The following is an 11,652-nucleotide window of genomic DNA, read 5'->3' on the forward strand; positions in this document are numbered from 1 at the left end:
ATCCTTTACAAAATCCGGGGCAAAAAAAAGGACTTGTCCGGCATATCCGGAAAGCCCTCGAAGCGTTCCAACATTGGGGGAGGAACGCGCGTAGTTTGCCGATCAAACTCGATGCTGACAAATTCATATAAATGCAGTTTTAGTGCACTATTTTTGCATTGAACTGGTGCGCCGCGCGCTGACGAAGCATAGATAGCCACCCAGCGCCGCCAAGCCGCTCAGGGCGTAGAACATGCTCGGCGCCGGCGTGTGCATCAGCAGAAACCCGCACAGCACCGGGCTCGCCCCACCGCCGAGTGCCGCCAGGTTCTGCGCGCCGTAGTAGCTGCCGCGCAGTGTTTCCGGGGCGAGAGTGTCGACGAAGAGGAAGTCTGCCGGGTAAATGATCATTTCGCCCAAGGTGAAGATGAACATCGCCACGCACCAGCCGAGCACGCTGTCCGCCACACTGAAGCCAATCAACCCGACGATGAACAGCGCAGTGCCGCCAGCAATCCAGTGACGCAGGTGTTCGCGGCTGAGCCAGCGACCGACCTGGTATTGCAGCAGGATCACTGTGATTGCGTTGCAGGCGAGCAGGGCGGCCATGGTGTCCAGGGTCTGTTGCTGGGTGTGGGTGACCAGCAGGTATTGCGACAGGTACAGGGTGAAGCGTCCGTGCACCAACGTGCTGAGCAGGCAGCCAAGGGTGAACAGAACCATGGTGCGATCGTTTTTCAGGATCATCAGCGTGTTGAGGAAGCTTTGCGGCGCACTGCCGGAAGTTCTCGGACTGGCATCCCGGGTCGCGCCGAGCAGCAGAAAAATACTGCCAATGGCGATCGCACCGGCAACGATGAACGGCGCGGACGGCTGCACCCCGGCAATCACCACGCCAATCATCGGGCCGACGGCGTAGCCGATATTGGTCAGCGTGTAATTCAGGGAAAACGCCTTGACCCGCTGGCCCACCGGCAGGTTTTCACTGAGGATCGCCTTGGAGCCGATGAGGAACAGCGCCGACGCGGTTTCGCTGATGATCAGCACCAGGGTGACCAGATACAGGTTCTGCGCGAAGGTCAGCAGGATCAGGCCGATACCGCTGGAGAGCATGGCCACAATCAGCAACTGGCGCTTGTCCAGCTTGTCGATGATGTAGCCGCCGTACAGCGACAGCAGCGTGGCGCTGAACACGGCGATGCCGAGCAGCAAGCCGACATCCTGCGGATTGAGGCCAAGCTTGTTGCTGAGGAACAGCGTCAGCAACGGACTGACCAGGGCGCGGCTGATGACCACGGTCAGCGAGCTGATCATCAATCGGCGAATGAACGGCGAGTACATGGCCACGGAAGGGGAATGTCCTTATTCGGGAAGCCTGGGCGAACGCCATCCTCTCTGGGCAGCCGCCACCGGTCAAGCTGATACACCAGCGTCCTTCGGCGCACATGACTTCCCTGTGGGAGCGAGCCTGCTCGCGAAGGCGGCGGATCCGTCACCTGCGATGTCGCTGACATACCGTATTCGCGAGCAGGCTCGCTCCCACGGGATCTGTGTAGCTCACAATTTGCAATGACTCCCACAGGGCCAGTTCAAGCCACATCCGACTCCGCCGGCCTCTGCCGCAAGGTGATCGGCAACTTGCACGATTCACCGCGCCCCATCGGGAAATACTGGAAACCATTGCGCGCCAGGCGTCCGGCGTCGTACAGGTTGCGGCCGTCGAAGATGACCGGGCTGTTGAGGCGCTGTTTGATCAGCTCGAAATCCGGGGCCTTGAACTGTTGCCATTCGGTGCAGATGATCAGCGCATCGGCGCCGCCCAGTACCGATTCCGGCGTGCCCATCAACATCAGTTTTGATTCGTTTGGATAGAGATTCTGGGTTTCGACCATGGCCTCCGGATCAAACGCGCGCACGCTGGCCCCGGCAGCCCATAAATCTTCGAGCAGAACCCGGCTCGGCGCGTCGCGCATGTCGTCGGTGTTGGGCTTGAACGCGAGGCCCCACAGGGCAAAGGCCTTGCCGCGCAAATCGCCCCGGTAGAACGCGTTGATGCGTTCAAACAGCTTGTGCTTCTGCCGCTGGTTGATCGCTTCTACCGCTTGCAACAGATCACTGGAGCAATGCGCCTGCTCGGCACTGTGAATCAAGGCGCGCATGTCTTTGGGAAAACACGAACCGCCGTAGCCGCAACCCGGATAGATAAAGTGATAGCCAATCCGCGTATCGGCACCGATGCCCTGGCGCACTGATTCAATATCCGCGCCGAGGTGCTCGGCGAGTTCGGCGATCTGGTTGATGAAGCTGATCTTGGTCGCCAGCATGCAGTTGGCGGCGTATTTGGTCAGCTCGGCGCTGCGCAGGTCCATGAACATGATGCGGTCATGGTTGCGGTTGAACGGCGCGTACAGGTCGCGCATCACATCGCGCACTTCAGCGCCTTCGCAACCGATGACGATCCGATCCGGCCGCCGGCAATCAGCAACCGCTGAACCTTCCTTGAGAAATTCCGGGTTGGAGACAATATCGAACTGCAGCAGGCGGCCAATCTTGATCAGGGCTTTTTCGATGTGGCTGCGCAAAGCGTCGCCCGTGCCCACCGGCACCGTGGACTTTTCCACCACGATCAATGGCTGCTCACGATGCCGGGCAATCGCGTCGCCAACCGACAGCACGTAGCGCAGGTCCGCCGAGCCGTCCTCCCGTGACGGAGTGCCCACCGCGATGAACGCCACCCGCCCATGCAACACCGCAAGCCGCTCATCAGTGATGAATTGCAGGCGCTGCGAATCCAGGCCCTCGCGCACCAGGCTGGCCAGCCCCGGCTCGAAAATACTGACGTGGCCTTGCCGTAATTGCTCGATCTTCTGCGCGTCGACATCCATGCATACAACGTCGTGACCGACCTCGGCCAGCACCGCCGCTTGCACCAGACCGACATATCCACTGCCAAACACCGTGATCTTCATGCCGCACTCCTGTTCGCAGTCCCTGCATTGAACATAAGAGCGCGATGTTTCAGTTCGCCTACAGTGCTGATGAAGCAGCAAACAGACCGTTCGGGGAATGCCCGATTGACTTTTACGGCCTCGAACGGCAGGTTGTCGGCCTTTCGCGGCAACCCCTGTCATTGAGTCACGCCGTTTTTTTGCATTTCATTTCATGCATTTATTGTTTTTGTTGAATCGTTTTTTATTTCAAGGCCGTTTCGTTTGAGTGATTTGTCGAGTACCCAACCTGCACCGTCCACCAGCAATCCGCTGACCGTTTACCTGGCGCGACTGGCACCTTCCAGCCAGTTGACCATGCGCTATGTGCTGCAAGATGCCGCTGACCGCCTCGGTTTCGAGGACGTCGATATCGAAGAGATCCCGTGGCACGGTCTGCAACCGGAAGACGTGGTGGCGCTGGTCGCCGCTTTGCGTGCCGACGGTTATGCACCGAACACCTCGTCGCTGTACGTCAATGCCGTGCGCGGGGTGATGAACGAGGCGTGGCGCATGAGCCTGATCAGCCAGGATCACCTGCTGAAGATGCGTTCGGTCAAGGGCATAGCCGGCACACGGCTGTCCCAGGGGCGCAACCTCAAGCGCACGCTGATTCATGAACTGATGGAAGTCTGCGCTGCCGACCCGCGCCCGCAGGGCTTGCGTGATGCGGCGGTGATTGCGTTGCTGTATGGCACCGGCATGCGCAAGTCGGAATCGGTGGATCTGGATCTGAGTCAGGTCGACTTCAAAGAGCGCAGCCTGACCGTCACCGGCAAGGGCAACAAGCAGTTGATCAAGTACGCGCCGGCCTGGGCCTTTGCCAAGCTCGACGCCTGGCTGGAACTGCGTCGTTCACAGCTCAAGGAAGGCGAGAGCGACGATGCATTTCTGTTCAACCGCATTCGCCGGGGCAGCCACATCACCCGCGAACGCATTACCAAACACGCGATTTACTACATCGCCCGCCAGCGCGGTACGCAGGTCGGGGTGAAAATCATGCCCCACGATTTTCGGCGTTCATTCATCACCCGGGTGATCGAAGAGCACGACCTGTCGATCGCGCAAAAACTGGCGCATCACAGCAATATCCAGACGACCGCCAACTACGATGTGCGCGATGACAACGAGCGGCGGCGGGCGGTGGATCGCTTCGATTTGTGACGCGTTTAGCCCGATGAAGGGCAATTGCGCGCGGCCATCGCAGCCTGAGTGATTTGTGCAGCAAGCCGTTTGACGTTGTTCTGTTGCGCAGTCACCAGCTCTTCGATACTTGGCCCTGAAGGCGTCTGCAACACCGAGCGACAGCTCAGTAGCGCCGCGTCCGCCGCACCCAGCGGGCGCACTCGCCATTTCACGTCGATCAAGGCGTACTGGCCGGGAATCGAATCGAAGCGCTGCACGTCGATGCGCACGGAGGCGCGCTGTTGGCCGACACCGCTGCTCAATTGGTCGATCAGCGCGCCGCGCAACTCATCGGCAAGAGTGGCGCTCCACCAATCGGTTTCCAGAATCGCCACGCCGCTGTTGCCTTGGCGAATCACGATTTGCGCGCGATCGACCTGCGGCGGCACGCTGATGCTTTCGATGGCGATGTCGGCGCCGTTGCGGCTGGCACCCGGTTGCGCCGGAGTCAGTGTGTGAAAGCTGATCGGGTCGCTACGGCACGCAGTCAGCAGCACGAAGGCAGCGAGCACGGTGATCTTCAACGGTAAAGCCATGGATGCAGCTCCTGTGCTCAATTGCGTGGCGGTCCTTTAAGGTCCAGCGGCGCGGCGTTGTCGGGGCGTCCGCGAATCAGCGACTCAGGGTGGCGGCCGAGGTAATCCGACAGCTCTCGCAACGAGCGCGACATGCGCCCGAGTTCGTCGAGGGTCTCGGTGAGTTGCTCACGTTGCGGCGAATCCTCGGCGAGGGTCGAATTGGCCGACTGCAACGTCTTGCTGACATCGGCGAGGGTGCTCTGTACCCCCGGCAGAGTCCTGGCGTTGAACTGCTTCAGGCCCTTGCGCAGCTCGACCAGATTGCCGTCGAGGTTGCTGGCGATGCGTTCCACCGGCAGCGCGTTGATCTTGTTGACCATCGCCTCGAGTTTCTCCTGCAACTGTTCGAGGCTGCCAGGGATCGTCGGAATGGTGACCGGCCGTGCCTTAGGGTCGAACGCGACTTTCGGCGCTTTGGGGTAGAAATCCAGCGAGATATACAACTGACCGGTGAGCAGGTTGCCATTGCGGGCTTGGGCGCGCAGACCGTTTTCAATGAATGTGCCGATCAGGCGCGCGCCGGTGGCCTCGTCGTTTTCGTCGCCATGGTAGGTCTTGAGAATCTTCGCGTGGGCGCGACCCAGGCGCTGCGGATAGATGACGATGCCGACATTCACCGGGAAGGTGCGCTTGACCTCGTCGAAATCGAGATTGACCGCCACCACCCGGCCGATTTCGATACCGAGAAACTCCACGGGCGCATCCACCTTGAGGCCGCGCAAGGCCTGATCAAACCGCAGCGCCAGGTATTGCGCCTTGCCGTCGGGCGGGGCGAGGGCGGCGGTCTGGTTGGCAAACAGCTCGAAACTCTTGTCGTCGCTGGCCGGCTTATCGTCGGGGCTGTAGTCCGGGGCGCGGAAAGCGATGCCGCCGACCAGCAGGGTCGACAGCGATTCGGTTTTCACCGCGAAGCCGTTGGCGCCGACATTGATGTCGATGCCACTGGCGTTCCAGAAGCGGGTGTTTTCGGTGACGTAGGCATCGTTGGGCGAATGCACGAAGACTTCGATGTTGACGCCTTTGCCGTCCGGGTCCAGCGCGTAGGACACCACCTGGCCAACAGGAATCTTGCGGTAATAAACGGGGGAGCCGATGTCCAGCGAGCCAAGGTCCGCGGTGTGCAGCGTAAAGCGTTTGCCCGGTTCGCCGTAGGTGATCGGCGGCGGGTTCTCCAGACCTTTGAAGTTTTTTGAGCGGGTATTGGCCTGACCTATGTCGGCACCGATGTAGTCACCCGACAGCAGCGTATCGATGCCCGATACACCGCCGGCGCCGATACGCGGACGCACCACCCAGAATTGCGAGTCCTCGCGGGTAAAGGCTTCGGCTTGCTTGGCGAGTTTGATTGTGGCGTTGACGTGTCTATGGTCGTTGGCCAGTTCGACGTCGGAGACATGGCCAATGACCACGTTGCGGTACCGGACTTCGGTCTTGTTAGCGGTCAGGCCATCGCCGGTCTTGAAGGTAACGGTGATGACCGGGCCTTCCTGAAGGATGTTGTGAATCACCAGCGAAATGCCCACCAGCACCGCCACAATCGGTACGATCCATACCAGTGAAATAGCGAAACGGCGGGTTTTGATCGGCGCTTGACCGGGTGCTCGCGGCTCATCGCTGGCTGACGACTTCATCCATGTCCTCCTCATTTAATCGGGCACTGAGCGTCAGGAACGCAAAAGCACTTCATCAATATAGAAGTGCTTGGCGATAGAGCAAATGTGTATAGCTGGCCTAGGACGCGATTGCGGTGCAAGGAGTTGCCGAACACTGCGACCTGATCGTTCCCATGCTCTGCGTGGGAATGCAGCCCGGGACGCTCTGCGTCCCAAGATCGCAGCCTTCGGCAGCTCCTACAGGGGCCAGAGTCGTGGCGGGCTCAGCCGAGCATTTCGCGCAAGCGATACCAGAACATGCCCAGCGCCAGCAGCGGTGAACGCAAGGCCGGGCCACCGGGGAAGGTCATGTGCGGCACGCCGCTGAACACGTCCATGCCCTGGCTGTGCCCGGCATGAATGGCTTCGCCCAACAGTTTCGCGCACCAATGGGTGACGTTGAGGCCATGGCCGGAATAACCCTGCGCGTAAAACACGTTCGGGTGCTGTTTGAGTCGGCCAACCTGGGGGAAGCGATTGGCGGTAATGCCGATCTTGCCGCCCCATTGGTAGTCGATTCGCACATCGGCCAGTTGCGGGAACACCTTGAGCATTTTCGGGCGCATATAGGCGGCGATGTCCGCCGGATCGCGCCCGGAATAATGACAAGCGCCGCCAAACAGCAACCGTCGATCAGCCGAGAGTCGGTAATAGTCCAGCCCGACTTTTTGATCGCACAGCGCCAGGTTCTGCGGAATCAACTGGGCGGCGCGGCTTTCGTCCAACGGCTCGGTGGCGATGATGTAACTGCCGGCGGGCAGCACTTTGCCGCTGAGCTTGGGTTCCAGTTCATCCAGATGCGCGTTGCAGCCAAGCACCAGGCTGCCGGCGCGCACTGAACCCGTGGCGCAGCGCACCTCGACGGTCGGGCCATGGAGGATTTCCAGCACCGGACTCTGCTCAAAGATCCGCACGCCCAGCGATGCCGCGAGACGCGCCTCACCTTGCACCAGATCAAGCGGATGCAAGTGCCCCGAACCCATGTCGATCAATCCGCCGGCGTACACACCAGCGTCGACCACTTGCTGCCGGATCTGTTCCGGCCCGACCAGCCTCGTTGCGTGGGCATAGTCGAGTTCGGCGAGGCTGTCCTGTTCCTGCTTGAACGCGGCGAATTGCGCGGCGGTGTTGGCCAGTTCGCAAAAGCCCCAGCGCAGATCACAGGCGATGGCGTTTTCAGTGATGCGCTGGCGCACCAGCTCCACCGAATCGATGCCGGCGCGCTGCAGATAGCGCACGCCGTCCTGGCCGACGTAGCGAGCGAACCCCTCGACTTCATGGCCGATACCGCGAATCAGCTGACCGCCATTGCGCCCGCTGGCGCCCCAGCCGATACGTCGCGCCTCGAGCAACACCACCGACAAACCGCGCTGCGCCAGCTCAATCGCGGTATTGACGCCAGTGAAGCCGCCACCGATTACGCAGACATCAGCAAGCAAATCACCATCCAGCGCAGGGTAGGGCGTGCTCGCCCGCGCAGAAGCGGCGTAATAAGAGCCGGTGTGTTGTGCGCTGTGCTGATTCATTTGTTCGACTTCACTTTGCTCCACGACCGGGTCATCAGACGCATGATCGCCTGGGGTGGGGTCGAGGAAATGTAGAGTTTTTCGAGCACCGACTGCGGCGGGTAAACCTCAGGATTGTTGACCAGTTCCTCATCCATGAACGGCTTGGCCGCCGGATTCGGGTTGGCGTAGCCGACGGTGGCGCTGACCTTGGCGATCACCTGCGGATCGAGCAGGTAATTGATGAAGGCGTGCGCCTCTTTGGCGTTGCTCGCGTCGGCTGGGATCGCCAGCAGATCGAACCACAGGTTGGCGCCTTCCTTGGGGATGGCGTAAGCGATATTCACACCGTTCTTGGCTTCCTTGGCGCGGTTGGCCGCCTGAAACACATCGCCGGAGTAACCGAACGCGACGCAGATGTCGCCATTGGCCAGGTCCGACACGTACTTGGAAGAATGAAAATAGGTGATGTACGGGCGGATGCTCAGGAGCTTGGCTTCGGCCTTTTTATAGTCTTCAGGGTTTTCACTGCGCGGGTCCATGCCCATGTAGTTGAGGATGGCCGGGAAGACTTCGTCAGCGGAGTCCATCATCGACACACCGCACTGGCTCAGCTTCTTCAGATTCTCGGGTTCGAACAGCACGGCCCAGGAATCGATGTGGTCGATGCCGAGCACTTGCTTGACCTTGTCGACGTTATAACCGATGCCGTTGGTGCCCCACAGGTAAGGCACCGAGTGCGCATTGCCGGGATCATTTTTCTCAAGTAATTCAAGCAGTTTCGGGTCCAGGTTCTTCCAGTTTGGTAACTGTGAACGATCGAGCTTCATGAACGCGCCGGCCTTTACCTGGCGGGCGAGGAAATGGTTGGACGGGACTACCACGTCGTATCCGGTGCGACCGGCGAGGAGTTTGCCTTCAAGGGTTTCGTTGGAGTCGAAGACGTCGTAGATCACCTTGATCCCGGTCTTGTTCTGGAAGTCGGCGAGGGTGGTTTCGCCGATGTAGTCGGTCCAGTTGTAAACGCTCACTTGGGGCTCGGCGTGGGCTAGGGCACTGAACAGCACGCTCATTGCGACCGGGAGTACGGATTTCAATAGACGCATATCGACACCTCTTGGATTTATTGGAATTCTCAGGCGCTGCACATTCTTCTATGGGGTTATCACTCCTTGGTACATCACAGATCCAATGTGGGAGCGAGCCTGCTCGCGAAAGCGGTGTTTCAGTCGACATCTATGGTGAGTGTGCCGACGTCTTCGCGAGCAGGCTCGCTCCCACAGTAACGGGGCGCGGTCAGACGCTGAGCAGCAGGAACTCCCGCTCCCACGAGCTGATCACGCGCTTGAAGTTTTCGTGCTCGGCGCGTTTGACCGCGACGTAACCGCGGACGAATTTGCTGCCCAGGTATTCGGCGACTTTCGGGCACTCTTCCATCTGCGTCAGGGCTTCTTCGATGGTGATGGGCAGGCGCAGGTTGCGGCGTTCATAGGCCCGGCCTTCGACCGCCGCGCTCGGCTCGATCTTCTCGACCATGCCGATGTAGCCGCAGAGCAGACTCGCGGCAATCGCCAGATACGGGTTGGCGTCGGCGCCGGGCAAGCGGTTTTCCACGCGCATCGATTCAGGCCCCGATGTCGGCACTCGCAGGCCGACCGTGCGGTTCTCTTCGCCCCATTCGACGTTGACCGGTGCCGAGGTGTCCGGCAGGAAGCGGCGGAACGAATTGACGTTGGGCGCGAACATCGGCAGCACTTTCGGGATGTATTTCTGCAAGCCACCGATGTGATGACGGAACAGTTCGCTCATGTTGCCCTCGGCATCGGCAAAGATCGGCTGACCCGTCGCGATCTCGACCACGCTCTGGTGCAAGTGCATGGCGCTGCCCGGCTCGTCGCCGATCGGCTTGGCCATGAACGTCGCGGTGACGTTGTGCTTGAGCGCCGCCTCGCGCAGGGTGCGCTTGAACACGGTGATCTGGTCGGCCAGATCCAATGCATCGCCATGGCGGAAGTTGATTTCCATCTGCGCCGGGCCGTCTTCGTGGATCAGCGTGTCGAGATCCAGGCCTTGCAGTTCGCACCAGTCGTAGACGTCTTCGAACAACGGATCGAATTCGTTGGCGGCATCGATCGAGAACGACTGGCGACCGCTTTCCGCACGACCCGAACGACCCAGTGGTGCCTTGAGCGGCAGGTCCGGATCTTCACAGCGCTGGGTCAGGTAGAACTCCATTTCCGGCGCGACAATCGGCTTCCAGCCCTTGTCGGTGTAGAGCTGCAGAACTTTTTTCAGCACGTTGCGCGGCGACAGTTCGATCGGATTGCCAAACTTGTCGAAGGTGTCGTGGATGACGATGGCGGTCGGCTCTATCGCCCACGGAATAACGTAGACGGCGTCGGAAACCGGTTTGCAGACCATGTCGATGTCGGCCGGATCGAGCAGGTCGTAGTAGATGTCGTCGTCGACAAAATCCCCGGTTACCGTTTGCAGCAGCACGCTTTCCGGCAGGCGCATGCCGCGCTCATGCAGGAACTTGTTGGTCGGTGCAATCTTGCCGCGGGCGATGCCGGTCAGGTCGCTGACCACGCATTCGACTTCGGTAATCTTGTGATCTTTCAGCCAGGTGAACAGCTGATCGAAAGGGGCGTTCATAAAGACCTCGTTATTGGTTTTGTAGACGCCGGGGAGGGCGGGTTTCATCTTCCGCCCCTTCCCCTGTGGCGCGTTGGCGACTATCTTGGGCGCGGCTTGCGATTCCATCTATCCACTTTCAGCAGCACCAAAGCGCACCAAAAGAGTGCGCAAGGTCACCCCATGACAACGTGCAATCCGCTTCAGGTACAAGCGTTCAATACCGCCGACGTGGCCGAGCAAATCCGCGCTACACCGGGCTGGGTCCAGCATTACCAGCAGATGTCGCCGGGACATTTCGCCGGGCAGATTCGCTATCTCGATCTGCAGGGCGTCGAGGTCTACGAAGAACAGATGAACACCCGTGTCGAGCAGAATTTCAGTGCGCCATCCGGGGCTCTGGCGTTCTGTTTCGATCGCAGCGACAACGCGCTGTACCTGCTCAACGAAGAGAGCCGCAACATCTGGATCACCCCGGAGAACTACCGGGAAATCGCCGTGGTGTTCGGTCCGGATTTCGTCCGCGAGCATGGTTTGCAAGTGGCAAAGCTCGAGGGTTTGTTCATGGCGCCGCTGAACTGCGGCCAGAACGCTTTGTTCAGCGGCTGGTTAAGCTCGATTCTCACGAAGTTGGCGCAAACTGCTGATCCACTGGATAAAGATCGCCTGACTCAACAGTTGCTTGAGGACTGCCTGTTCATCCTGGATAACGCTCACACCAGCCTTGATCACAGCGGATTGCAGCGGCGCAATAACGAACGCCAAATCATCAAAAGAGTAGGGGAGTGGGCGGCTGATTCGCCGGAAGACACGGTCAATCTGCTCGAACTTTCTCACGTTGCCGGCGTACCGCTGCGCCAGCTGCAACAGGCTTTCAAGGCCTACACCGGAATGACCCCGAGTCACTGGTTACGCCTGCGGCGGCTGAACAGTGCGCACCGTGAATTGCTCAAGCGCAGGCCCACGGAAACCACAGTTGCCGAAGTGGCGATGCGCTGGTCGTTCTGGCATCTGGGACGGTTTTCCAGCAGTTACCGCGCGCTGTTCAAGGAGCTGCCGAGCGAAACGCTCAAGCGCTGAGCAGAAAAAGGCTTTGTGTCCATCGAGAAGTTAAATAGAATCAGTCTCATTT

The 11,652-nt window shown here is 59.9% G+C and carries 9 protein-coding genes; 2 read left to right on the forward strand and 7 right to left on the reverse strand.

What is annotated here, in order from left to right:
* Positions 1–147: 147 nt before the first annotated feature.
* Both AC0IXA_RS01460 and AC0IXA_RS01465 read right to left on the reverse strand, forming a co-directional pair.
* Complete coding sequence (locus AC0IXA_RS01460; RefSeq protein WP_471811292.1) at positions 148–1,326, reverse strand: MFS transporter; 1,179 nt, start codon at positions 1,324–1,326, stop codon at positions 148–150.
* 242 nt (positions 1,327–1,568) lie between these two features.
* Positions 1,569–2,948, reverse strand: coding sequence for a UDP-glucose dehydrogenase family protein (locus AC0IXA_RS01465; protein WP_471811294.1), 1,380 nt, complete (start codon positions 2,946–2,948; stop codon positions 1,569–1,571).
* 243 nt (positions 2,949–3,191) lie between these two features.
* On the opposite strand from AC0IXA_RS01465, the gene AC0IXA_RS01470 reads away from it, so the two are divergent.
* Entirely contained in the window at positions 3,192–4,130 is a 939-nt protein-coding gene (locus tag AC0IXA_RS01470; protein ID WP_307845070.1) for a site-specific integrase, read from the forward strand.
* 5 nt (positions 4,131–4,135) lie between these two features.
* On the opposite strand, the gene AC0IXA_RS01475 is transcribed toward AC0IXA_RS01470, so the two are convergent.
* The 5 genes from AC0IXA_RS01475 to AC0IXA_RS01495 all read right to left on the reverse strand — a co-directional run bounded on the left by AC0IXA_RS01475 (position 4,136) and on the right by AC0IXA_RS01495 (position 10,541).
* Positions 4,136–4,687, reverse strand: coding sequence for a PqiC family protein (locus AC0IXA_RS01475; RefSeq protein ID WP_471811296.1), 552 nt, complete (start codon positions 4,685–4,687; stop codon positions 4,136–4,138).
* 17 nt (positions 4,688–4,704) lie between these two features.
* Positions 4,705–6,360, reverse strand: coding sequence for a PqiB family protein (locus AC0IXA_RS01480; RefSeq protein ID WP_016774726.1), 1,656 nt, complete (start codon positions 6,358–6,360; stop codon positions 4,705–4,707).
* A 245-nt stretch (positions 6,361–6,605) separates the two neighbouring features.
* Positions 6,606–7,907: an NAD(P)/FAD-dependent oxidoreductase gene (locus AC0IXA_RS01485; RefSeq protein WP_471811298.1), complete on the reverse strand. Its 1,302-nt coding sequence runs from the start codon at positions 7,905–7,907 to the stop codon at positions 6,606–6,608.
* Positions 7,904–8,992 (reverse strand): polyamine ABC transporter substrate-binding protein, encoded by a 1,089-nt coding sequence (locus AC0IXA_RS01490; protein ID WP_471811300.1) that lies wholly within the window; start codon positions 8,990–8,992, stop codon positions 7,904–7,906. The genes AC0IXA_RS01485 and AC0IXA_RS01490 overlap by 4 nt, the downstream gene beginning before the upstream one ends.
* A 190-nt stretch (positions 8,993–9,182) precedes the next feature.
* Entirely contained in the window at positions 9,183–10,541 is a 1,359-nt protein-coding gene (locus AC0IXA_RS01495) for a glutamine synthetase family protein (protein ID WP_016774729.1), read from the reverse strand.
* A 162-nt stretch (positions 10,542–10,703) separates the two neighbouring features.
* Between AC0IXA_RS01495 and AC0IXA_RS01500 the strand changes: the two genes are divergently transcribed.
* Positions 10,704–11,600, forward strand: a complete 897-nt coding sequence (locus AC0IXA_RS01500; RefSeq protein WP_471811302.1) for a helix-turn-helix domain-containing protein — start codon at positions 10,704–10,706, stop codon at positions 11,598–11,600.
* Positions 11,601–11,652 lie beyond the last annotated feature (52 nt).

The sequence above is a fragment of the Pseudomonas sp. AC083 genome (assembly GCF_979253165.1).

Excerpts from the sequence above, each read along its gene's own strand:
- AC0IXA_RS01490 (WP_471811300.1), bottom strand. The coding sequence starts at position 8,992 with ATGCGTCTATTGAAATCCGTACTCCCGGTCGCAATGAGCGTGCTGTTC.
- AC0IXA_RS01465 (WP_471811294.1), bottom strand. The coding sequence starts at position 2,948 with ATGAAGATCACGGTGTTTGGCAGTGGATATGTCGGTCTGGTGCAAGCG.
- AC0IXA_RS01500 (WP_471811302.1), top strand. The coding sequence starts at position 10,704 with ATGACAACGTGCAATCCGCTTCAGGTACAAGCGTTCAATACCGCCGAC.
- AC0IXA_RS01475 (WP_471811296.1), bottom strand. The coding sequence starts at position 4,687 with ATGGCTTTACCGTTGAAGATCACCGTGCTCGCTGCCTTCGTGCTGCTG.
- AC0IXA_RS01485 (WP_471811298.1), bottom strand. The coding sequence starts at position 7,907 with ATGAATCAGCACAGCGCACAACACACCGGCTCTTATTACGCCGCTTCT.
- AC0IXA_RS01495 (WP_016774729.1), bottom strand. The coding sequence starts at position 10,541 with ATGAACGCCCCTTTCGATCAGCTGTTCACCTGGCTGAAAGATCACAAG.
- AC0IXA_RS01480 (WP_016774726.1), bottom strand. The coding sequence starts at position 6,360 with ATGAAGTCGTCAGCCAGCGATGAGCCGCGAGCACCCGGTCAAGCGCCG.